Consider the following 22380-nt stretch of genomic DNA (forward strand, 5'->3'; position numbering starts at 1 on the left):
CGCCGACGCCGCCCCCGCCGCCAGGTGGATCCTCAACGGCCTCACAGCCGCGACGACTTCAGCACCATGTGCAGGAGCAGCCGGTCCTCGCCGTCGTCCAGGTCAAGGCCGGTGAGCTGCTCCACGCGCGAGAGGCGGTAGTAGAGCGTCTGGCGGTGGATGCCCAACTCGGCGGCGGCGCGGCCCGCCTGGCCCGCGCAGTCGAGGAACACCTCGGCGGTACGGGCGAGTTCGCGGTGGGTGGGGCCGAGGAGCTGCGTGCCCACCGGGTCGTGTGCCGCCTCCGGGGGCAGGGCGGTCAGCAGGCGGTACGGGCCCACGTCCGACCACTGCGCCACCGGCGCGAACCGCCGCTCGGCCAGCGCGGCGCGCGCCGCCCCCGACGCCTCCCACCAGGCCGCACCCAGATCCTCCAGACCGTGCCGGGCCCCGGCGATGCCGGCCGCCGCGCCCGGCGCCGCGTCCAGAAGGCGCGCGGCCGCCGAGTGCGCGGGGGAGAGCGCGTCGGCCGAGCGGAGCCGCACCAGGGCCGCGAGCGACTGCGCGGTCGTGCCCCACGGCACCGTGCACACCGCCGCCGCACCCGGCACCGTACGGGCGGCCGGGGCGTCGTCCGGATCGGCCGAGCGCCACGGCGCCACGCACACCACCGCGTGCAGGCCGTCGCCGCGGGCGCCGAGCGCCGTGCGCAGGGAGGCCACCGCCATGTCGCGCTGCCAGCCCCGCTCGGCCGTCAGGACCGCGCGGAACTCCCGGGTCAGGTCGGCGCCCGCCTGCGCCTCGTCGGCGAGCAGCGCGCCGATCCGGGTGGCCACCTCCATGGCGGCGGCCAGCTGCTGATCGCCGGGCCCCGGCTCGTCGTCGAGCAGCCACACGTATCCGAGGGCGAAGCCGCGGTGGCGTACGGGCAGGCAGATCCGGCCCCGGTAGACGCCCGCCTCCGGGGTGGGCGGGATGCGGACCGGGGACGTGGCGCGGGTGATGCCGAAGCCCTCGAACCAGGAGCGGACCTCGGCGGTGGACCTGCGGGTCAGGATCGACCGGGTCCTGACCGGGTCGAGGACGGTCGCGTCGAAGCCGCCCGCGCCGTCGCCGCCGCCGTCGTGCGCGCCGAAGGCGATCAGCTCGAAGTCGCGGTTCTCCAAGGTCGCCGGGGCGCCGAGCAGTGCCGAGATCTCGTCGACCAGTTCTTGGTAGTCACCCTTCACCACCTCATTCTCCCGCAGCCCCCCGCTTTCTTCAGACATCTGTCTGAGATCCAGGGCACGGATGCGTGACAGGTGTCGATGGCTCGCGGTGGGCGTGATCCCTAGATTTCACGGTGGTTCTCCGTGCCGTACCGCCGCATTTCCTCCTGAGAGGGGTTATGCCGGTAAGGCACCCGTTTTCGTACACCCGTGGAGGTGCCCCGTGCTGGGTCCCGTGATCCTCGCCGCGTCACGCAGCGACAAGATGCGCCGTTTCGTCTCGGCGGCCCCCGGCACCAAGCAGGTCGTGGCCCGGTTCATCGCCGGTGAGAGCGTCGACCAGGTCGTGCCGGTCATCGTCGACGCCGCCGACAAGGGCCTCGAGGTCACCCTCGACGTGGTGGGCGAGGACATCACCACCGTCGAGCAGTCCCACGAGGCGCGCGACGCCTACCTGACGCTCATCGACCGTCTGAAGGACCTGGGCCTCGGCACCAGGGCCGAGATGTCGGTGAAGCTGTCCATGTTCGGCCAGGCGCTGGAGGGCGGCCACGAGCTGGCCCTCGCCAACGTGCGCCCCGTCGTCGAGGCCGCCGCCGCCATCGGCACCACGGTCACCCTGGACGCCGAGGACCACACCACCCTCGACTCCATGTTCGCCATCCACGACGAGCTGCGGAAGGACTTCCCGCAGACCGGCTGCGTCATCCAGGCCTACCTCTTCCGCACCGAGGCCGACGCCCGCCGCCTTGCCGCGAACGGCAGCCGGGTGCGTATCGTGAAGGGGGCCTACAAAGAGCCCGCCGAGGTCGCGTACCAGGACAAGGCCGAGATCGACAAGGCGTACGTCCGCATCCTGCGGATCCTGATGGACGGCGAGGGGTACCCGATGATCGGGTCCCACGACCCGCGACTCATCGCCATCGCGCAGGAGCTCGCGCGCCGCGCCGGGCGCAAACTGGACGAGTACGAATTCCAGATGCTGTACGGCATCCGCAGCGACGAGCACCTGCGGCTCGCCGCCGAAGGCCACCGGATGCGCGTGTACACCGCCTACGGCACCGACTGGTACGGCTACTTCATGCGCCGTCTCGCGGAGAAGCCGGCGAACCTCCTCTTCTTCGGCCGCTCCATCCTCACCAAGGGCTGAGCTCCCTTCCCCCGACCCCCCTTAAGGAGATACGGAACTCATGGACGCTGTGACCCAGGTCCCCGCGCCGGTCAACGAGCCGGTGCACGGCTACGCGCCCGGCTCCCCGGAGCGCGCCCGCCTCGAGACCAAGCTCAAGGAGCTGGCCGAGAACCCCATCGAGCTGCCGATGACCATCGGCGGCGTCAAGCGTCTCGGGGGCGGCGAGCCCTTCCAGGTCGTGCAGCCGCACAACCACAAGTCCGTCATCGGCACCGGCCGCGGCGCCACCCAGCAGGACGCCAAGGACGCGATCGACGCCGCCCTGGCCGCCGCCCCGGCGTGGCGCGCCATGTCCTTCGACGACCGCGCCGCGATCATCCTGCGCGCCGCCGAGCTGCTCTCCACGACGTGGCGCGAGACCCTGGCCGCCTCCACCATGCTCGGCCAGTCGAAGACCGCCCAGCAGGCCGAGATCGACACCCCGTGCGAGCTCGTCGACTTCTGGCGCTTCAACGTGAAGTACGCCCGTGACCTGCTCGCCGAGCAGCCGCCGGCCAACGCCACGGGCGTCTGGAACCGTCTGGACCACCGCCCGCTCGAGGGCTTCGTCTACGCGATCACGCCGTTCAACTTCACCGCCATCGCGGGCAACCTCCCCACCGCCCCGGCCCTGATGGGCAACGTGGTCGTGTGGAAGCCGTCCCCGACGCAGACCCACGCCGCCGTGCTGCTCATGCAGCTCCTGGAGGAGGCCGGTCTGCCCAAGGGCGTCATCAACCTCGTCACCGGTGACGGCATCGCCGTCTCCGAGGTCGCCCTGAACCACCGCGACCTGGCCGGCATCCACTTCACCGGCTCGACCCCGACCTTCCAGCACCTGTGGAAGACGGTCGGCGAGAACATCAAGAAGTACCGCACCTACCCGCGTCTCGTCGGCGAGACGGGCGGCAAGGACTTCGTCGTCGCGCACCCGAGCGCCGACCGCGCGATCCTGAAGACCGCGCTGACCCGCGGCGCCTTCGAGTACCAGGGCCAGAAGTGCTCCGCCACCTCGCGCGCCTACATCCCGGCCTCCATCTGGAACGACGGGTTCAAGGAGGAGTTCGCGGCCGAGGTCGACGGCATCAAGATGGGTGACGTCACCGACCTGTCGAACTTCATCGGCGCCGTCATCGACGAGCGCGCGTTCGCCAAGAACAAGGCGGCCATCGACCGCGCCAAGGCGGACGGGTCCTGCACCATCGTCGCGGGCGGCACCTACGACGACTCCGTCGGCTACTTCGTGCGCCCGACCGTCGTCGAGTGCACCGACCCGGCCAACGAGGTCTTCACGACCGAGTACTTCGGCCCGTTCCTCGCCGTCCACGTCTACGACGACGAGAAGTACGACGAGATGCTGACCCAGATGGAGTCGGTCTCCGACTACGCGCTCACCGGCTCGGTCATCGCCAACGACCGCGCCGCGGCCGCGTACACGATGGAGAAGCTCCGCTACGCCGCGGGCAACTTCTACATCAACGACAAGTCGACCGGTGCCGTCGTCGGCCAGCAGCCCTTCGGCGGCGGCCGCGGCTCCGGCACCAACGACAAGGCGGGCGCCCCGCAGAACCTCCAGCGCTGGACGCTGACCCGCGCCATCAAGGAGACGCTGGTCCCGCCGACCGAGTACGGCTACCCGCACATGGGCTGACGCCCGCCGCGGGCCCCTGCGGCCCGCCCCCGAACCCCGCCTCCGACCTGGGCCCCACCCCGGTCGGAGGCGGCGTCGTATCCACCGGGGCCGGGGGTCAGCCGGTGAGCGCGTCGACGACGACGCGGGTGATGTCCTCGGCGATGCGGTCCTCGCCGGGCGTGTCCGGGTCGAGGCGGGTCGTGTAGACGGAGATCACCAGGGGAGCCCCGCCCGGCGGCCAGGCGACGGCCACGTCGTTGACGCCGCCGTAGGCGGGCGAGCCGGTCTTGTCGCCGACCCGCCAGCCGGCCGGGAGCCCGGCCCGGATCCGCCGGTCGCCGGTGGTGTTCTCCAGGAGCCAGCGGGTCAGCTGACCGCGGTCGAGCGGGTGGAGGGCGTCACCGAGGACGAGCCGGCGCAGGTTCGCCGTCATCGACGCGGGTGTCGTGGTGTCCCGCCGGTCGCCGGGGATGTTGGTGTTCAGGTCGGGCTCCCACCGGTCGAGGCGGGTGCGGGAGTCGCCGAGGGAGCGGGCGAACCCGGTGATGCCGGAAGGCCCGCCGATTCGCCGCATCAGCAGGTTGGCGGCGGCGTTGTCGCTGTACGTGAGGGTCGCGTCGCACAACTCCCGTACGGTCATGCCGGTTTCGAGGTGCAGCTCGGTCCGCGGCGAGTTGGTGACGAGGTCGTCGGGCCCGTACCGGACCAGTACGTCGAGCAGGCCGGGCTCCTGTTCGCGCGCCCGGCGCAGGACGGCCGCGGCGGCCAGCACCTTGAACGTCGAGGCGATGGCGAAGCGTTCGTGCGCGCGGTGGCCGAGCGTGGCGCCGGTGCCGGTGTGCAGCGCGTGGACGCCGATCCGGCCGGGGTAGCTCTCTTCGAGTTCGCGCAGCCGGCGCCGGGCGTCGCCGGCGGTCGCCGCGGGGACGCCGGCCGCCGAGGGGGCGGCCGCGCCCGCCGTGCCCGACGCGGCGAGGAGGACGGGGGCGGCCGCGGCCGCGCCGAGGAGCGTTCTGCGGGAGGGAGTCGAGTTCATGATCCCGACGCTACCGGGCGTGGCAACTCCCTTGATCCTGCCTCCCCTTGGTCCCGGCTCACCTTCCCTCGGCCGCCCCCCCCCGGTCCGGGCTCAGACCTCGACGAGCACCTGGCCGAGGGATTTCCGTACGAGGTCGGGGACCTCGCAGTCCGGCGCCGGGTAGCCGACGGGGATCACCGCGAACGCCTTCTCGTTCTCCGGGCGGCCGAGCACCTGCTGGAGGAAGCGCATCGGGCTCGGCGTGTGGACCAGCGCGGCCAGGCCGGACAGGTGCAGCGCGGAGAGCAGCATGCCGACCGCGATGCCGACCGACTCGTCGACGTAGTAGTGCTTGTGCTTGGTGCCGTCCTCGCCCAGCCAGTAGCGCTGCTGGAAGACGACGATCAGCGCGGGCGCGTCCGTCAGGTGCGGCTTGACCTCGTCGGTGCCGAGGGGGCGCAGGGCGGCGAGCCACTCCTCGCCGAGCCGCCCGTCGTAGGAGATGCGCTCCTCGTGCTCGGCGGCCTCGCGGATGCGGCGGCGCACCTCCGGGTCCTGGACGAGGACGAACGTCCACGGCTGCTGGTGGGCGCCGGACGGCGCGGTCGCCGCGCAGGCGATGGCGTCCCGCACGACCTGCGGGGGCACCGGGTCCGGGGCGAACTGCCGTACCGTGCGCCGCTCGTCCATCCGGGCCCGCAACTCGGCCGCCCGGTCGAGGGATTCGGCCGCGGGCATACGGGCGGGGCGGTAGGGGACGGTCCGGCAGGGCTCGCCGTGGATGGGGGTCCACTCTCGCTGCTGTTCGGTCTCAGGCATGGTCAGATTCTGCGGCGCGGGGCGGGCTCCGCGCCATGGTGCAGACCAATTCCGGACCCTCCGGGGCCGGAACGGGACGGTCGCCCCGCCCCGTCCCGCTCCGACCCCCGTCATGCTCGGCGTGAGCGTGGGCAAATCGGGATGCGTACCCGGATACGGTCTGAGTACCGTGGGCCCGTGCACACTCTGCGTACAGCTCACACCAGCGATCTCACCGCGGCCGAACTGCGTGCCGCCCGCGCCCTCCTGGACGAGGCCTTCGACGGCGACTTCGGCGACCACGACTGGGAGCACGGCCTCGGCGGCATCCACGCCCTCGTGCACGACGACTCGGGGCGGCTGATCGCGCACGGCTCGGTGGTGCAGCGCCGCATCCTGCACAACGGCCGGTCCCTGCGCGTCGGTTACGTCGAAGCGGTCGCCGTCAGCCCCGACCGGCAGCGGCAGGGCATCGGCGGCCAGGTGATGGGCGCGCTGGAGCGGGTCATCGACGCGGCGTACGACCTGGGGGCGCTCTCGGCCTCCGCCGAAGGGGCCCGGCTCTATCTCGGACGCGGCTGGCGGGAGTGGCGGGGCGCGGTCGGCACGCTCGGGCCGGAGGGCGCCGTCCTCATGCCGGACGAGGATCCGCCGCTGCTCCGGGGCGGGGACCTCGACCCGGCCCACGGGCTCTTCATCGACTGGCGGGACGGGGACGTCTACTGAGCCGCCGCGGCCGAACGGACGATCATCTTGCCCTGGTTCGCGCCGCGCAGCATCCCGAGGAACGCCTCCACGATGTGCTCGAACCCCTCCACCACCGTCTCGTCCGGCCGCACCCGCCCGCTCTGCAGATGCGGCACCACGAACTCGTACAACTCCTCCTGCAGATGCGCGTAGTCGCGCACCAGGAAGCCCTCCATGCGCAGGCTCTTCTCGACGATGTCGGGCAGATTGCGCAGCGCGTACGGGGCGCCGGTCGCGTTGTACTGCGTGATCGTGCCGACCCGCACGATCCGGCCGTACACGCGCAGCGAGGTGATCGCGGCCTCCAGGTGCTCGCCGCCCACGTTGTCGACGTACAGGTCGATGCCGTCGGGCGCGGCCCCGGCGAGCAGCTCCGCGGCCGGGCCGGTGCGGTGGTCGAAGGCCGCGTCGTAGCCGACGTGTTCGGTGAGGTACTTCACCTTCGCCGCGGAGCCCGCGCTGCCGACGATCCGGCCCGCGCCCATGAGCCGCGCCAGGCGCCCGGTGGCCGTACCGACGCCGCCGGCCGCCGCGGAGACGAACAGGTCCTGCCCTTCGCGGAGTTCGGCGATACGGGTGAGACCCACGTATGCGGTCAGGCCGGTGCCGCCGAGGATGCTCAGATGCGCGGAGAGGGGCACGCCGTCGAACCGGGGGAGCCGGCGCACCTCGTCCGGCGAGACCACGGAGTGCGTGCGCCAGCCCTTGCGGTGCATGACGATCTCCCCCTCGGGAAGGGCGGGGTCGCGGGAGTCGACGACACGACCGACGGTGCGGCCCTCCAGCGGGGCGTCGAGCGCGAAGTCGCCGTCCATCATCTCGCGGTGGTACGGGTCGACGGACCAGGCGAGGTTCTCCACGAGGGCGGTGCCAGCGGCGGGGCGGGGGAGCGAAGACTCCACGAAGGCGAAGTGGCCCGCGGTGGGGAAGCCGTGGGGGCGGGCGGTCTGGTGCACGGTGAGCGCGGTCTCGGTCATGTCCGTGACCGTATGCAGGAATGCCGGAGCCGGGCAGCGGGTTGCGCTCATGGAACGCGCCGAACCATGAAGAGCCCTCATAGAAGCAGGTGAGCCCCCTGAAGCCGACCACTGCTCCGGTTCCGGGAAGACCCGGCCGCCCCGCCCGCGCCACCGCCGCCCTCCCCGCCGACCTCGCCCCGCACGAGCTGCGGATCCTGGACGCCGTCGACCGCGAGCGCGGGTTCTCCGCGGCCGCGCAGGCGCTGGGGCTGACCCAGTCTGCGGTCTCGCACTCCATCCGCGGCACGGAACGCAAGGTGGGCGCCGTGCTCTTCGAGCGGGGCAGGAAGGGGGCGACCGCGACGGCGGCCGGCGCCGTGGCGGCCGCGCACGCCCGGCGGGTCCTGCGGCTGCTCGACACCCTCGCCGTGGAGGCGCGCGGCGCCGGACGGGAGGCCGACGGTACCGGCGGGCCCGGGGTGGCCCTGGCGGGGACGTTGCGCGTCGCCGCGTTCCGCAGCGCCGCCCTGCACCTGCTGCCGGCCGCCCTGGAGCGGCTGGCAGCCCGCCACCCCGGCATCCGGCCGGAGGTCAGGGTGGTGCGCGAGCTGGGCGCGGGGACGGCGGGTGAGGTCGCGCAGGGCCGGGCGGATCTCGGCATCGCGACGATCGGGGGCACCTCGCCGGTGCCCGCCGGGCTCGTCGGCGACGTACTCCTCGAAGAGCCGTACTCGCTCGTGCACCCGGCAGGCCACCCCGAGCCCCGCTCGCTGCCGCTGGTGGACTGGCACGAGAACTGCGGCTCGTACACGCGGGAGTGGTGGGGACGGCAGGAGTGGATCCCGCGGGCAACGGTCCTGGCCGAGGACGACGGAGCGGTGCTCTCGATGGTGAGCAACGGTCACGGAATGGCGATCATGCCCGCGCTCTCCCTGATCGGAGCACCGGACTCGATCGAGATCACCGATCTCGGAACGGAGCGCCCCACCCGCTCCGTGGGCTACGTCACCACCCCCGAACTGGCCGCCTCCGCAGCCGTCCGCGCGCTGATCCGCGAGCTCAGGGCGGTGCAAGGCCGACCGAACGGGCGCGAGCCGGGGCCCGGCCGGGCGATCGCCGTCTCAGATAGTAGGAAGTCCGAGTAATTGTGGAGACAGACGCTCCGTCCTCCCTTAGCTTGGGAGAAGCCGAACGTCTCGCTTGATCAAGCGAATGGCGGCCCTGAGCCGGAGCAGCACGCAGGCGAACCCTGCCGCTCCGCCGCTCCCCGCCCCTTCTGGCTGGTGCCCCTCACGCCCCCCCGGGCAGTGAGGGAGTCTCGAAAACACCCTTCCCTCAAGGAGTGGATCTCCCATGGCCGAGACGACCGCCCGCCGAGTCCGCCACATCTCCCGCAAGACCGATTCCGAGCGCAAGAACGCCGCGGCCGCCCTCCAGCGCGCCCTCGACCGCAGGGACAACGGCGGCGAGACGGGACACTGAGCCCCGCCACCCCCGTCCGCTGCGCCTGCCGCCATCCGTCAGGCGCCCCGCACCACCTCGAAGTGGTCGACGCGCTCGCCGCTCTCGGCGAGCGCGGAGACCGAGAGCTTCGGGTGCGCCCCGGCGGTCACCTCCACCGCGAGGAACGAGAAGCCGGTGTAGCGCACCCGTGACCACTCCACGGTCTCGGGGTGGCGCTCGCGCGACTTCGTCCAGTGGAAGGTCTCGACGCTCTCGTGATCGTGGACGTCGCCCTCGTGGCTGTCGCGCACCCCGGCGCCGAAACCGTAGAGGTCCTTGCCCGCGCCGCCCGCGGTGACGTACACGATGCCGTCGCGCGTCGGATCGGTCGACGCGCCGACCGGCACGGGCCTGCCGACCTCGCCGCCCCTGATGGCGTCCGTGCGCTCGTAGACATGGTTGTGGCCGTTGACGACCAGGTCCACCTGGTGACGGTCGAACAGCTCCGTCCACGCGTCGCGCACCCCGCCGTCGGAGGCGTGCGTCGACGTCGAGTACGCGCAGTGGTGGAAGAAGGCCACCACGAAGTCCACGGCGTCGTCGGCGCGCAGCTCGCGCAGCCGCCTGTCGAGCCAGGCGGTCTGGCGTCCGTTCGAGTAGCCCCTGTTGGCGGGGATCTCGTACGAGACGTCGTTGGCGTCCAGCGCGACGACGCCGACGTTCCCGTACCGGAAGGAGTAGACGCCCGGCGCGCGGGCCGGGTCGAAGCCGTTGCCGGGCAGCGACCAGCGGGCGCGCTGGCCGCCGTAGCCGTTCGGCGAGTACCAGGCCTCCATGTCGTGGTTGCCGGTGGTCACCATCCACGGCACGGACTTCGCGACGGACTCGGTCTGGGCGAGGAAGGTGTCCCACACGCGCGCGTCGTAGGTGTCCGACTCCTTGCCGTGCCCGGTGTCGTCCGCGTAGCAGAGGTCGCCCGCGTGCAGGTGGAAGGCGGGGTTCTGGCCCAGGATCAGCTGGTCGTTGGCGAGCGCGTGCGGGCTGACGCCCTGGTCGCCGAAGGCGGTGAAGACGAAGTCCTCCGCGTGGGCCGGCGCGGTCCTGAACGTGCCGAGCGTCGCGAGGCGCCCGGGTGCGGCGGGGTCGAAGCCGTCGTGGCCGACGCCGTAGTAGTACGTGGTGCCGGGCCGCAGGCCGTCGAGCGCGGCGTGCAGGTAGTACTGCTCGACCGCGGGCAGCTTCTTCGAGAGCGACGGGGTGTGCAGGTCGCGCACCTCCGCCTCGATCTTCTCGCCCAGCTCCCACGGTTGGAGCCCCACGCGCACATACGGGGAGCCGACCGCGAACGGCACCTGCCAGGAGATCCGCAGCTGCGTCCGCGGGTCGGCGCCGAAGGCGAGGTGCCGGCCGAAGGGGGCCACCAGCTTCCCGTCGACGCGCACCGGCACGGGCGGCGCGGACCGGGGGAGCGCGGCCGGCGCGGCGCCGCCCGCGGTGCCCGGGCCGCCGCCGAGCAGGCTCACGCCACCTGCCAGACCGCCCACCGCGCCGGCCGCCGCGAACGAACCGGCGAGCACCTTGCGGCGGGAGAACTTCGCGCGCAGGTACGCGTGCTGCTCGGGCATGCTCAGCCGGGCGGCGAGCCGCGCGGGGATGCCGACGTTCGGGGTGTCCATGCCGGAAGGACTTCCCGGCCGGGACCAACCGCGGGCGGACGCCCGGGTGAACAACAGCCGTCGACGAGGCGGCTGTCCGCATGACGGACATCCGGTGTCATCCCGTGGGACGAAGAGTAGGGTGCCGACATGTCTCGCAGCATCAATCTCGCAGTCATCCCCGGAGACGGCATCGGCCAAGAGGTCGTGGCCCAGGGGCTCAAGGTCCTCAACGCCGTGCTCCCGCAGGATGTGAAGCTGGAGACGAGAGAGTTCGACTTCGGCGCCAAGCGGTACCACGCCACCGGTGAGACCCTCACCGACGCCGACGCGGCCGCCCTCAAGCAGCACGACGCGATCCTGCTCGGCGCGATCGGCGACCCGTCGGTCCCGTCCGGTGTCCTGGAGCGCGGCTTCCTGCTGAAGCTCCGCTTCCTCTTCGACCACCACGTCAATCTGCGGCCCTCCAAGCTGCTGCCGGGCGTCGCCACCCCGCTGGCCGGCCAGCCCGAGATCGACTTCGTGGTCGTGCGCGAGGGGACCGAGGGCCCCTACACGGGCAACGGCGGCACCATCCGCAAGGGCACCCCGCACGAGGTGGCCACCGAGGTCTCCGTGAACACGGCCTTCGGTGTGGAGCGCGTGGTCCGCGACGCGTTCGCCCGCGCCCAGGCCCGCCCGCGCAAGAAGCTGACGCTGGTCCACAAGAACAACGTCCTCACCTACGCCGGGCACCTGTGGACCAACGTCTTCAACAAGGTGGCCGAGGAGTTCCCCGAGGTCACCACCGACTACATCCACGTCGACGCCGCGACGATCTACCTCGTCACCGACCCCGGCCGCTTCGACGTGATCGTCACCGACAACCTCTTCGGCGACATCATCACCGACCTCGCCGCGGCCGTCTCCGGCGGCATCGGCGTCGCCGCCTCCGGCAACATCAACCCGAGCCGCGAGTTCCCGTCCATGTTCGAGCCGGTGCACGGCTCGGCGCCGGACATCGCCGGCCAGGGCAAGGCCGACCCCTCGGCCACCGTCCTCTCCGTCGCCCTCCTCCTGCGCCACCTCGGCTACGAGGCGGAGGCCGCCCGCATCGAGGACGCGGTCTCCGCGGACCTCGCGGAGCGCGGCGACACGGTGCGCAGCACCGAGCAGATCGGCGACGCGCTCGCCGTACGAGTAGCGGGCTGACCCGGTAGCTCGAAGATCAGACAGAAGCCGCCGGGTCCCTTGCCGACACCCGGCGGCTTCTCGTATGCGGCCCCCGGGTGTCACCATCGACCCCCGGGCCGCAATCATGCCGTTTCTTCATCGGGACCCCACGGGCGATAATCGAACGTGGGGCCGTGAAAGCAGCAGGGAAACTCGGACGTCCTAGTACCGGGCGTACGGATGTGAGCGCGGTCCGTCACCATCACACGTGAAGGACAAGTACTCATGACGACGACGCCGACCATCGAGCTCAAGCCCTCCTCGACGCCGCTGGCCACCGCCGAGCGCGAGGCGATCCTGGCGAACCCCGGGTTCGGCCGCCACTTCACCGATCACATGGTGACGATCAAGTGGACGGAAGGCCGCGGCTGGCACGACGGCCAGCTGGTGCCGTACGGTCCGCTGGCGCTCGACCCGGCGACGAACGTCCTGCACTACGCCCAGGAGATCTTCGAGGGTCTCAAGGCGTACCGGCAGCCCGACGGCACGGTGGCCACGTTCCGCCCCGACGCCAACGCCCGCCGCTTCCAGGCCTCCGCGCGCCGCCTCGCCATGCCCGAGCTGCCCGTCGAGACGTTCATCGAGGCCTGCGACGTCCTGGTGGGCCAGGACAAGGCGTGGGTCCCGGCGCACGGCGGCGAGGAATCCCTCTACCTGCGCCCCTTCATGATCGCCACCGAGGTCGGCCTGGGCGTGAAGCCCGCCAACGAGTACCTCTTCGTCGTCATCGCCTCGCCCGCGGGCGCGTACTTCCCCGGCGGCGTGAAGCCCGTCTCGATCTGGCTCTCCGAGGACCGGGTGCGCGCCGTGCCCGGCGGCATGGGCGACGCCAAGACCGGCGGTAACTACGCCGCGTCGCTGCTCGCGCAGGCCGAGGCCGCGACGAAGGGCTGCGACCAGGTCGCCTACCTCGACGCCGTGGAGCACAAGTGGGTCGAGGAACTGGGCGGCATGAACCTGTACTTCGTCTACGGCAACAAGATCGTCACCCCCACCCTCACCGGCTCGCTCCTCGCCGGTGTCACCCGCGACTCGCTCCTGTCGGTCGCGCGTGACCTCGGCTACGAGTCGGAGGAGGCGCGCGTCTCCATCGACCAGTGGAAGACCGACTCCGAGAACGGCACCCTCACCGAGGTCTTCGCCTGCGGCACGGCGGCGGTCATCACGCCCGTCGGCACGGTCAAGTGCAACGCGGGCGAGTGGCAGCAGAGCGGCGGCGAGCCGGGCGAGGTCACGATGAAGCTCCGCGAGGCGCTCCTGGACATCCAGCGCGGCACGGCCAAGGACCACCACGGCTGGATGCACGACCTCGGCTGAGACGGGCAAGTCCGCGCGGGGCGGCACGCGAGGTGCGGTTCAGGGGCGCGGGGAACTGCGCGACAACCCCCGGGGGGGGTACGTGCGCGTGGGACGGCACGCCAGGCGCCGCCCAGGGGCGCGGGGAACTGCGCGACCAACCCCCACCGGCCGGCGGCCGAGTAACTGCTGAGGCCGGGGGGGGGACAAGGCCGCGTGGGGCGGCACGCCAGGTGCGGTTCAGGGGCGCGGGGAACTGCGCGATCAACCCCCACCGGCCCGCAGCCGAAGGGCAAAGCGGCACCCGCCCTCAACGCGCGGGCAGCGTAAGACTCCCCGGCACCGCCCCGCAGGCGTCCCGAAACCTCACCGCAAGCGCCCCGCGCCCGGGGCCGGCCCCGGCCTCCTCAGCCCACCCCTCCAACGCCCGGTGAAACGCCGCCACCAGCACATCAACGGCAAGCCGCACCCGCAGATCCCCCTCAGGCGCCCCCGCCAGCGAAAAGCGGAGCCGCGCCACCTCGACCGCCGCCCGGCTGGTCCGGTCGCAGAAGGCCAGCCCGTGCGCGTCCATGGACGGGGTGACCGCCGCCAGTCGCCGGCTGAGCAGCACCCGGTCCGTCCACCCCTCCTCCGGCATCCGGTCCAGCGCCGCGAGCAGCGTGTCCCGCAGGACGTCGAACAGGGGCTGCCCCGGGGCCGGTTCGATCCGCTCCAGCTCATCGAGGAACGCCGCCCACAGGTCCTGGGTCGGCGCCATCGCCACGTCTTCCTTGCTGCTGAAGGTGCGGAAGAACGTGCGCTTGCTGACCTCCACCGCATCGCACAGCACGTCGAGCGTGACGCCGTCGAAACCGCGCTCCGTGAACAGTTCCAGGGCGGCGTCCACGAGCGCCTGCCGCGTCCGCAGCTTCTTGCGCTCCCGCAGGGGCAGCTGTTCGGTCTCCATGGCGAAAGTGTAGCCCGGGGAGCGAATGCCCCTTGATGGCTTCTGCCACTCGGTGGCACTATTGCCGACGCCGGCGTCCACTGGGGCTGTCCGGCTTGCCTGCCCTTTTACCGAGAGGCCCCCTGTCATGCGCGCACTTCTCGTCGACCGAACCGCCCCGGGCGGCCTGCGCCTCGGCGATGCCCCGGACCCCGAGCCCGGCCCGCACCAGGCGCTGGTCCGCGTGACGGCGACCTCCCTCAACTACGGCGAGGTGAAGTGGGGCATCGAGGGGTCGGCGCAGGGCGCGGTGCTCGGCTGGGACGCGGCGGGCGTGGTCGAGCGTGCCGCCGCCGACGGATCGGGCCCTGCGGCGGGAACCCCGGTGGTGACCCTGGGGGAAACCGGCGGCTGGGCCGAACTGCGCGCCGTGGACACGGACTTCATCGGCGCGGTCCCCGAGGGCGCCGACCTCGGCGCGATCAGCACGGTCCCCGTCGCGGGAGCGAGCGCGCTGCGCGCCCTCGACCGGATCGGCCCGCTGCTCGGCAGGCGCGTCCTCGTCACCGGGGCGACGGGCGGCGTCGGCCGTTACGCGGTGCAGCTCGCCCGGCTCGGCGGGGCGGAAGTAGTCGCGGTGACGCGGGACCCCGCCGCGCAGGGTGCGGAGCTGCGCCGGCTCGGCGCGCACGAGGTGGTCGCCTCACCCGGCGCGGCGAGCGCGCCGGTGGACGGTGTGGTGGACCTGGTGGCGGGTCGTCAACTGGTCGAGGCCTTCGGGCAGTTGGCGCCGAACGGCACGCTGGTCTCGGTCGGCCACTCGGGCGGCGAGGGCGAACACTTCGACTACGGCGCGTTCTTCGGCGACGGCGGCCGCCACAACCGCACGATCGCCACCTTCTACCTCCTGGACTGCCCGGGGCTCGGCCCGGACCTGACCCGGCTGGCCGCCCGGGTCGCGGCCGGTGACCTCGACGCGGGCCAGTCCTGGCGGGGCTCCTGGGAGAAGGCGCCGGAGGCGGTCGGCGCACTCCTCGACCGCCGCCTGCACGGCAAGGCGATCCTGGACATCGGCTGAGATCGGGCGGGGCTGTGCTGGAGCGGAACGGCCAGGAACCCGGCCGCCCCGCACCGCCACCGCCGACCTCCGCGCCGCTCAGGCCTTCGCGCTGCCGTCCGCCTTCGCCTCGTCGCCGTCGCCCTTCTCGCCGTCGGCCTTCTCGTCGTCCTGTGGCGGCACGTTCGACCCCACCGGGGTGAGCGGGCCGCCGGTGAGGGCGTCGACGACGCCGAGGACCGCCGCACCGGCGCCCTTGGCGGCGCGCACGCCGAGTCCTATGAGTTCTTCCATGGTGGTGGCTCCCGTCCTGCTGCGGTCCCCTGCTGATCACCTGAGCACCTGAGCACCTGATCAGGTGATCACGGTCCGCTTCAGGCTACGTGATCAGCGGAGACGGCCGCCGGGGCCGTCTCCAGGGCGCCCGGGACCGTGGCGCGCTCCCGGGCGGTCAGCGCCAGATAGGCCGCACCGCCCACCAGCCCCGACAGCAGGAAGCTGCAGTCGACCCCGCCCGTGAGGCCGAGCAGCGGGCCCTCGTACGACGGCAGGGAGACGGCGAGCAGGCCGACCGCCGCGCCCAGTGCCCAGGCCGTGGTGGCCCGCACGTTCCAGCCGGAGCGGTACCAGTAGACCCCGCCCCTGGAGCGGCGGTTGAAGACCTGCAGGGCCTCGGCGTCGTACTCCCCGCGGCAGCGCACGAAGCCGATCAGGGTGATCACCGCCCACGGGGTGCCGATGGCCGTCAGGAGCAGGACGAAGGAGGTCATCGCGTCCTGCGCCTCCCAGGCGAAGTGCCCGACGAAGACGCACCCGGCGGCGACGGCGGCGACCGTGTACGTGGCGCGGGCGCGGGAGGCGCGGGGCAGGATCGCGTCGAGATCGAGGCCCATGGAGTAGAGCATGAGGCCCGCGTTGCCGACCGAGCCCGCCGAGGCGGCGAGCAGCAGCGGCACGAGGTACCAGGTGGGGGAGGCGTCGACGAGTCCGCCCGCGTAGTCGAGGGCGGCGCGGGCTGCGTACGCCGTGAACGTGCCGAAGAGCTGGGGGATCAGGAGCCCGGCGATCAGACCGACCCAGGCCGCGCCGAGCACCTTGCGGGAGCTGTGCCGGACCGGCGATACGTAGCGGGTGTAGTCGCCGAGGAGCGTGATGAAGGCGATCGGTCCCGACAGGCCCGCCGCGACGAGCGCGAGCAGCCAGGTCGGCCAGAACGAGCCGAGGGCGTAGCCGCCGGCGCCGGGCAGCGCCGAGGTCGTGAAGTCGGGCCCGTACGCGACGACGCCGAGGATGAGCAGCGCCGTCATGCCGACGGCGAGGATGCGGGAGAGGCGCAGCAGCACGCGGTAGCCGTAGACGGCGCCCGCGACGGTGGCCGCCGCGAGCAGCGCGTAGACGACGGAGTACGAGAGGCCGCCGGCCGGCAGGCCGAGCAGGCGGTGGAGCGTGCCCACCATCACGTCGCCGCCGATCCAGATGGTCAGCGCGGTGTAGCCGAGCGAGAGCAGCAGGCCCACCACCGAGCCGACCAGCCGGCCGCGCACCCCGAACTGGGCGCCGGACGAGGTGGAGAGGTTCGTCCCGGTGCGCAGCGAGACCAGGGCGAGCGGCGCGGTGAGTGCCGTGCCGATCACCGTGCCCGCCACCACCGCGCTGACCGACTCCCACCAGCCGAGGCCGAACGACACCGGCAGCCAGCCGAAGACGATCACCCCGAGGCAGAGGTTGGAGCCGATGAGGATCGACACGAGATCGCGGGGGCCGCTGGTGCGTTCCCCGTCCGGGATGGTGTCGACTCCGCGCTGTTCTATCGGCATGAGGGTGCCCCTGACGCTCGCTTGGTCCCGATGGTTGCCCCGACATTTGAGCAGCGCTCAATGTGACGCGTGGAACCCCCTCCCGTCAATGCTTCCCGCATGCGGATTTCGTAGTTAGAGTGTTGCTCTAAATGTGGAACAGGGAGGTACGGCGCGTGCGACTCACGCCCACCGAACGCGACCGGTTGCTGCTCTTCGGGGCCGCCGAGCTCGCCCGGTCGCGCAAGGCGCGCGGCCTCAGACTCAACGTCCCCGAGGCGACCGCGCTGATCGCCGACACCGTCTGCGAGGCGGCCCGCGACGGCCGCCGGCTCGCCGAGGCCGTCGACCTGGCCCGCGCCGTCCTCGGCCCGGGCGACGTGCTGCCCGGCGTCGCCGACGTCGTCACCGAGGTGCACGTGGAGGCCGTCTTCGACGACGGCTCCCGCCTCGCCGTGGTCTCCGACCCGATCGGCCCCGGCCTCGGCGACGAGGCGCCCGGCGCGCTCCTGCCCGGCCCGCAGCACGAGGACCCGGCCCCCGCCGTGACGCTGACCGTGCGCAACACCGCCGCCGTCCCCGTCTCCGTGACCTCGCACTTCCACTTCTTCGAGGCCAACCCCCGGCTCGACTTCGACCGCGCGGCCGCCTACGGCCTGCGCCTCGCCGTCCCCGCCGGCTCCTCGGTCCGCTTCGGGCCCGGCGAGAGCGCCGACGTCGGTCTCGTGCCCATCGGCGGCGAGCGGATCGCCATCGGCTTCGCGGGCCTGGTCGACGGGCCGCTGGACGCGCCGGGCGCCCGCGAAGAGGCCCTGCGCCGGGCCGCCGCCTGCGGCTACCTCGGCGTTCCGGAAACGAGCCTCGGCGTCCCGGAAGTGACCGACCAGAGCGACCAGGAGGTCGAGCGATGAGCCGCCCCGGAGGCCACCCCGCCGAGCCGCGCCGCCTCACCCCGTACGAGTACGCCTCCACGCACGGCCCCCGCGCCGGCGACCACGTCAGGCTCGGTGACTCCGGCCTGACGATCCGCGTCGAGTCCGACGCGCAGAAGCACGGCGACGAGTTCCTCGCCGGATTCGGCAAGACGGCCCGCGACGGACTGCACCTGAAAGCCGCCTCGGTCCGCGAGACCTGCGACGTGGTGATCAGCAACGTCGTCGTCATCGACGCCGTGCAGGGCATCCGCAAGGTCTCCATCGGCATTCGCGAGGGCCGCATCCACGCCATCGGGCGGGCCGGCAACCCCGACACCCTCGACGGCGTCGACGTCGTCGTCGGCACCGGCACGTCCATCGTGTCCGGCGAGGGCCTCATCGCCACCGCGGGCTCCGTGGACACCCATGTCCACCTGCTCTCGCCGCGCATCATGGAGGCCTCCCTCGCCTCCGGCGTCACCACCATCATCGGCCAGGAGTTCGGACCGGTGTGGGGCGTCGGCGTCAACTCGCCCTGGGCACTGCGCCACGCCTTCAACGCCTTCGACGCCTGGCCCGTCAACATCGGCTTCCTCGGCCGCGGTTCGTCTTCCCACGACGCCCCGCTGATCGAGGCGCTGGCGGAGGGCGGCGCGTCCGGCTTCAAGGTCCACGAGGACATGGGCGCGCACACCCGCGCCCTCGACACCGCGCTGCGCGTCGCCGAGGAGCACGACGTCCAAGTCGCCCTGCACAGCGACGGGTTGAACGAGTGTCTCTCCGTCGAGGACACCCTGAAGGTCCTCGAAGGCCGCACCATCCACGCCTTCCACATCGAGGGCTGCGGCGGCGGTCACGTACCGAACGTCCTGAAGATGGCGGGCGTGCCGAACGTCATCGGCTCCTCCACCAACCCCACCCTGCCCTTCGGCCGGGACGCCGTCGCCGAGCACTACGGCATGATCGTCTCCGTCCACGACCTGAAGACCGACCTGCCCGGCGACGCGGCGATGGCCCGCGACCGCATCCGCGCCGGCACGATGGGCGCCGAGGACGTACTGCACGACCTGGGCGCCATCGGTATCACCTCGTCCGACGCACAGGGCATGGGCCGGGCCGGCGAGACCGTCCGCCGCACCTTCGCGATGGCCGGGAAGATGAAGGCCGAACTCGGCCCGATGGAGGGCGACGGCGAGCACGACGACAACGCGCGCGTCCTGCGCTACATCGCCAAGCTGACCATCAACCCCGCCCTCGCGCACGGCCTCGCCCACGAGGTCGGCTCCCTGGAGGTCGGCAAGCTCGCCGACATCGTGCTCTGGCGCCCGCAGTACTTCGGCGCCAAGCCGCAGATGGTCCTCAAGTCCGGCTTCCCCGCCTACGGCGTCACCGGCGACCCGAACGCCGCGACCGACACCTGCGAACCCCTCGTCCTCGGCCCGCTGTTCGGCGCCCACGGCGCCGTGCCCGCCGACATCTCCGTGGCGTTCGTCGCGCAGGCCGCCGTCGACCAGGGCAACGACCTGATGCCCACCCGCCGCCGCCGCGTCGCCGTGCGCGGCACCCGCGGCATCGGCCCCGCCGACCTCCGCCTGAACTCCCGCACCGGCGCCGTCGACGTGAACCAGCGCACCGGCCTCGTCACCCTCGACGGCGACCCGGTCCGCTCCGAACCCGCCGACTCCGTCTCCCTCAACCGCCTCTACTTCCTCTGAAGGTGTACGTCACATGACTGCTGCCGCCGACGGCTTCCGCATGCCCGCCGAGTGGGCCCCGCACGAGCGCACCTGGATGGCGTGGCCGTGCCCCAACCCCACCTTCGACGACCCGGCGGGCCTGGACGAGTCCCGCCTGGCCTGGGCCGCCGTGGCCCGTGCGGTACGCCGCTTCGAGCCGGTCACCGTGGTCTGCGGCCCCGCCCAGTCCGCGTACGCGGCCGAGCTCCTCGGCCCCGACATCGAGGTGGTGGAGCGCGAACTCGACGACGCCTGGATGCGGGACATCGGGCCGACCTTCCTCACCGACGGCAAGGGCCGACTGGCCGCCGTGGACTGGACGTTCAACGGCTGGGGCGCCCAGGAGTGGGCGCGCTGGGACCACGACTCCAAGATCGGCGCGTACGTCGCCGACCTCGCCGGGGCCCGTACGTACCCCTCGCGCCTGGTGAACGAGGGCGGCGGCATTCACGTCGACGGCGAGGGCACCGTCCTGCTCACCGAGACCGTGCAGCTCGGCCCCGAGCGCAACCCCGGCCTGACCAAGGCCGAGGTGGAGGCGGAGATCCACGCCCAGCTCGGCACCACCAAGGCCATCTGGCTGCCCCGCGGCCTCACCGCCGACTACCCCGGCCACGGCTACGGCACCCTCGGCCACGTCGACATCGTCGCCGCCTTCGCCGCGCCCGGCGTCGTCCTCGTCCACTCCCAGCGCGACCCCGAGCACCCCGACTTCGAGGTCAGCAAGGAGATCATCGCCATGCTCAAGGGCCAGACGGACGCGCGCGGACGCACCCTGCGCATCGTCGAGGTCCCCGCGCCGACCGTCCTCAGGGACGACGAGGGCTGGGTCGACTACTCCTACATCAACCACTACCTCTGCAACGGCGGCGTCGTCCTCTGCGCCTTCGGCGACCCGAACGACGAGCTCGCGGCGGGCATCTTCCGCGGCCTCTTCCCCGACCGCACGGTGACGCTCGTCGACGCCCGCACGATCTTCGCCGGCGGAGGCGGAATCCACTGCATCACCCAGCAACAGCCGGCGGTCACGGGCCGCTGAGCGCCCCGGTCTTGCACGATGACGACGTGCCCGCCGACCGAGACCGACGGCTTCACGTACGTCACGATGGCCTGCCCGGGCAGGCCGGACTCGTCACAGCGCCGGCAGAACCGCGTACCTTCACTCATCGCCGTGTCGGAGGACGAACCGCGTCTCTCGCAGTACGCGCCGGATGCACGCCGCGTCCGGGCAGTCCTGCTCGGCCCCACAGGTGGCGCACTCCACGGTGTGCATGAGGAGGATCACGTAGACCTCGTGCTCGTACTGCCGCAGGTCGGTGGTCTTCATGGGGGCGTTCACCGATGGCCCCCCGCCCCCGCGCCGATCGCGATGTGGACGAGGGCGGCGACGGACGGCACGGGGCACAGGTCGCCGACGATGCGTGGGCGCACGACCCAGTGCAGGCCGTACGGGCCGAGCATGTCCGGGGCCGGGACGGAGAGGAAGTGACCGGCGCCGAGCATCGGGGCCTCGTCGGCGCGGGCCCACAGGGTGGGCGGATGCGGTGCGGTCAGTGCGTAGTACGTCTGTTTCGGTCGGTGGTGGATGACCGGGCCGCAGAGCAGGTGGGCCAGCGCCGCGGCCACCGTCTCCGGGTCATCGGTGTCGACGCCCGCGTGCACGATCCGTGCGGACAAGCACACGGCGTTGAACCGAGTGCCGAGGGGCAGTAACGCAGCGCCGCGCTCCACCCACTCCCGCTGCGCCAGGCGCGGCTCCCGCCGGGCACGCGCCAGCCAGTCGAACGCGGCGTCGCCCAACCTGCCTTCCGCAGTCACGGCCCGGGCCATGCTCTCGGCCATGTCGACTCCTAACCCAGTCGGCCACGCCCCGGGGCCGCACGCGCGGTCACCGGGGTTCGCTGTGTCTCCCGACGCTAGGAGCGTGCTGTGCGCCACAGCCAGCGATGTGCAGATGTGTGCAGGAAGAGCCCCCTTGCGGGGGTAACTCGCCCCGCTACCCCTTGACCGGACGAGATTGCTGCACGACGGTGACACACAGAACTGCACACCGACAGGCGGAGGTTGACGTGCCGTTGACGTTCATCGGTATCGACCCTGAGACGAAGACCGCGGACTCTCCGACCGTTTGGGTCGATCACCTCGCGCAGGAACTCGTCTTCCAAGGGTGGGAGCCAGGGCCCGAGATGGCCGCAGAAGCAGCTGCTTTCGAGGTGCCCGGTCACGCCGTCGGCATTCCGGAGGGTGAGGCCGTCGTCCGTATTCCTGCCCGTATGGTGAGGATGATCAGGGAGGCGTGTGATGCCCTCGAACGCTCCGACCATCGCTGACCTCTTCGCCGGCGCCACACGATCCGCCGTGCACCTGGAGATGCGGGACCACTACGGAGTAGCGGCAGAGGCCGACGACTTCAGGGAGTGGCTCGACACCGGCCGTCTCGACACAGACCCCGCCTCCCCGGACTGGGCCCCGTGGGTCGACCTCGTCTCTCGGGCCGTGGCTCGCGGCGTCTCGATCAAGCGGGCCCGCATCGTCTCCGAGCCGGTCACCGACTACATCCGCTACGAGCACGCCTCCACGAGCGTCAACCTGCACGCGGGCGAGGACGTGCGATGGCTGCCCCGGCGCAACGCCTCCGCTCTCGCGCTGCCGGGCAACGATTTCTGGCTGTTCGACGGCCAAGTTGTCCGGTGGGGGTTCTTTTCCGGCAACGGCGCCTCCGTCGGCCACGAGGTCTCCACCGATGAAGCGAGCGCACGGCTGTGCGCCGAGGCGTTCGATGCCGTATGGGCCCTTGCGACCCCGCACGACCTCTACAAGATCCGCTGAA

Annotated in this window: 23 protein-coding genes; 13 read left to right on the top strand and 10 right to left on the bottom strand. The window is 72.2% G+C overall.

The genetic code is table 11. From position 1 onward, the window contains the following. Positions 1 to 41: 41 nt before the first annotated feature. A complete protein-coding gene (locus ACZ7DY_RS33240; protein WP_471142131.1) occupies positions 42 to 1247 on the bottom strand; it encodes a PucR family transcriptional regulator in 1206 nt (401 codons plus the stop codon). Positions 1248 to 1410: 163 nt separating this feature from the next. On the opposite strand from ACZ7DY_RS33240, the gene ACZ7DY_RS33245 reads away from it, so the two are divergent. Both ACZ7DY_RS33245 and pruA read left to right on the top strand, forming a co-directional pair. Further along, positions 1411 to 2337 (top strand): proline dehydrogenase family protein, encoded by a 927-nt coding sequence (locus ACZ7DY_RS33245; protein ID WP_471142134.1) that lies wholly within the window; start codon positions 1411 to 1413, stop codon positions 2335 to 2337. Between the two features lie 40 nt (positions 2338 to 2377). After that, a complete protein-coding gene (gene pruA / locus ACZ7DY_RS33250; RefSeq protein ID WP_471142137.1) occupies positions 2378 to 4009 on the top strand; it encodes an L-glutamate gamma-semialdehyde dehydrogenase in 1632 nt (543 codons plus the stop codon). Positions 4010 to 4106: 97 nt separating this feature from the next. On the opposite strand, the gene bla is transcribed toward pruA, so the two are convergent. Then, positions 4107 to 5027, bottom strand: coding sequence for a class A beta-lactamase (bla, locus tag ACZ7DY_RS33255; RefSeq protein WP_471142140.1), 921 nt, complete (start codon positions 5025 to 5027; stop codon positions 4107 to 4109). Positions 5028 to 5120: 93 nt separating this feature from the next. Next, positions 5121 to 5828 carry a nitroreductase family protein gene (locus ACZ7DY_RS33260; RefSeq protein ID WP_471142142.1) on the bottom strand — a complete coding sequence of 236 codons (708 nt, stop codon included), beginning with the start codon at positions 5826 to 5828 and terminating at the stop codon, positions 5121 to 5123. A 141-nt stretch (positions 5829 to 5969) separates the two neighbouring features. Here ACZ7DY_RS33260 and ACZ7DY_RS33265 point away from each other — a divergent pair, with 141 nt between their 5' ends. Next, a complete protein-coding gene (locus tag ACZ7DY_RS33265) occupies positions 5970 to 6533 on the top strand; it encodes a GNAT family N-acetyltransferase (protein ID WP_471142143.1) in 564 nt (187 codons plus the stop codon). Here ACZ7DY_RS33265 and ACZ7DY_RS33270 read toward each other — a convergent pair. Then, positions 6527 to 7531, bottom strand: a complete 1005-nt coding sequence (locus tag ACZ7DY_RS33270) for an NADP-dependent oxidoreductase (RefSeq protein ID WP_471142146.1) — start codon at positions 7529 to 7531, stop codon at positions 6527 to 6529. The genes ACZ7DY_RS33265 and ACZ7DY_RS33270 overlap by 7 nt on opposite strands. A 188-nt stretch (positions 7532 to 7719) precedes the next feature. Here ACZ7DY_RS33270 and ACZ7DY_RS33275 point away from each other — a divergent pair, with 188 nt between their 5' ends. Together ACZ7DY_RS33275 and ACZ7DY_RS33280 are read left to right on the top strand one after the other, a co-directional pair. Further along, on the top strand, positions 7720 to 8658 hold the full coding sequence (locus tag ACZ7DY_RS33275) for a LysR family transcriptional regulator (protein WP_471142538.1): 939 nt from the start codon (positions 7720 to 7722) through the stop codon (positions 8656 to 8658). Positions 8659 to 8866: 208 nt separating this feature from the next. Further along, positions 8867 to 8995 carry a hypothetical protein gene (locus ACZ7DY_RS33280; protein WP_471142148.1) on the top strand — a complete coding sequence of 43 codons (129 nt, stop codon included), beginning with the start codon at positions 8867 to 8869 and terminating at the stop codon, positions 8993 to 8995. A 38-nt stretch (positions 8996 to 9033) separates the two neighbouring features. Here the strand turns inward: ACZ7DY_RS33280 and ACZ7DY_RS33285 are convergent, their stop codons facing one another. Continuing rightward, positions 9034 to 10632 carry a purple acid phosphatase family protein gene (locus ACZ7DY_RS33285; protein WP_471142150.1) on the bottom strand — a complete coding sequence of 533 codons (1599 nt, stop codon included), beginning with the start codon at positions 10630 to 10632 and terminating at the stop codon, positions 9034 to 9036. Positions 10633 to 10761: 129 nt separating this feature from the next. Between ACZ7DY_RS33285 and ACZ7DY_RS33290 the strand changes: the two genes are divergently transcribed. Beyond that, positions 10762 to 11802, top strand: a complete 1041-nt coding sequence (locus tag ACZ7DY_RS33290) for a 3-isopropylmalate dehydrogenase (RefSeq protein ID WP_471142153.1) — start codon at positions 10762 to 10764, stop codon at positions 11800 to 11802. 246 nt (positions 11803 to 12048) lie between these two features. Beyond that, entirely contained in the window at positions 12049 to 13140 is a 1092-nt protein-coding gene (locus tag ACZ7DY_RS33295) for a branched-chain amino acid aminotransferase (RefSeq protein WP_471142155.1), read from the top strand. 289 nt (positions 13141 to 13429) lie between these two features. Here the strand turns inward: ACZ7DY_RS33295 and ACZ7DY_RS33300 are convergent, their stop codons facing one another. Continuing rightward, positions 13430 to 14068, bottom strand: a complete 639-nt coding sequence (locus ACZ7DY_RS33300; RefSeq protein WP_471142158.1) for a TetR family transcriptional regulator — start codon at positions 14066 to 14068, stop codon at positions 13430 to 13432. Between the two features lie 127 nt (positions 14069 to 14195). Here ACZ7DY_RS33300 and ACZ7DY_RS33305 point away from each other — a divergent pair, with 127 nt between their 5' ends. Further along, a complete protein-coding gene (locus tag ACZ7DY_RS33305) occupies positions 14196 to 15125 on the top strand; it encodes a zinc-binding dehydrogenase (protein WP_471142160.1) in 930 nt (309 codons plus the stop codon). A 78-nt stretch (positions 15126 to 15203) separates the two neighbouring features. Here ACZ7DY_RS33305 and ACZ7DY_RS33310 read toward each other — a convergent pair whose 3' ends face one another. Both ACZ7DY_RS33310 and ACZ7DY_RS33315 read right to left on the bottom strand, forming a co-directional pair. Beyond that, positions 15204 to 15398: a hypothetical protein gene (locus ACZ7DY_RS33310; protein ID WP_471142162.1), complete on the bottom strand. Its 195-nt coding sequence runs from the start codon at positions 15396 to 15398 to the stop codon at positions 15204 to 15206. Positions 15399 to 15478: 80 nt separating this feature from the next. Then, on the bottom strand, positions 15479 to 16921 hold the full coding sequence (locus ACZ7DY_RS33315) for a cytosine permease (protein ID WP_471142164.1): 1443 nt from the start codon (positions 16919 to 16921) through the stop codon (positions 15479 to 15481). A gap of 155 nt (positions 16922 to 17076) precedes the next feature. Between ACZ7DY_RS33315 and ureA the strand changes: the two genes are divergently transcribed. The 3 genes from ureA to ACZ7DY_RS33330 are packed head-to-tail and all read left to right on the top strand — an operon-like array spanning position 17077 to position 20589. Next, positions 17077 to 17811, top strand: a complete 735-nt coding sequence (gene ureA, locus ACZ7DY_RS33320; protein ID WP_471142165.1) for an urease subunit gamma — start codon at positions 17077 to 17079, stop codon at positions 17809 to 17811. Then, a complete protein-coding gene (locus ACZ7DY_RS33325; RefSeq protein ID WP_471142168.1) occupies positions 17808 to 19529 on the top strand; it encodes an urease subunit alpha in 1722 nt (573 codons plus the stop codon). Before ureA ends, ACZ7DY_RS33325 begins: the two co-directional genes overlap by 4 nt. A gap of 13 nt (positions 19530 to 19542) precedes the next feature. Next, the gene (locus ACZ7DY_RS33330; protein WP_471142170.1) at positions 19543 to 20589 is read left to right on the top strand and encodes an agmatine deiminase family protein; all 1047 of its coding nucleotides are present in this window, start codon (positions 19543 to 19545) and stop codon (positions 20587 to 20589) included. A 120-nt stretch (positions 20590 to 20709) separates the two neighbouring features. Here the strand turns inward: ACZ7DY_RS33330 and ACZ7DY_RS33335 are convergent, their stop codons facing one another. Beyond that, entirely contained in the window at positions 20710 to 20877 is a 168-nt protein-coding gene (locus ACZ7DY_RS33335; RefSeq protein ID WP_471142172.1) for a hypothetical protein, read from the bottom strand. 8 nt (positions 20878 to 20885) lie between these two features. Continuing rightward, a complete protein-coding gene (locus ACZ7DY_RS33340; protein WP_471142175.1) occupies positions 20886 to 21392 on the bottom strand; it encodes a hypothetical protein in 507 nt (168 codons plus the stop codon). Between the two features lie 227 nt (positions 21393 to 21619). On the opposite strand from ACZ7DY_RS33340, the gene ACZ7DY_RS33345 reads away from it, so the two are divergent. Further along, positions 21620 to 21880 (top strand): hypothetical protein, encoded by a 261-nt coding sequence (locus tag ACZ7DY_RS33345; RefSeq protein ID WP_471142178.1) that lies wholly within the window; start codon positions 21620 to 21622, stop codon positions 21878 to 21880. Further along, on the top strand, positions 21852 to 22379 hold the full coding sequence (locus ACZ7DY_RS33350; protein WP_471142180.1) for a DUF6879 family protein: 528 nt from the start codon (positions 21852 to 21854) through the stop codon (positions 22377 to 22379). Before ACZ7DY_RS33345 ends, ACZ7DY_RS33350 begins: the two co-directional genes overlap by 29 nt. Position 22380 lies beyond the last annotated feature (1 nt).

This window comes from Streptomyces sp. NPDC037013 (genome assembly GCF_055607265.1).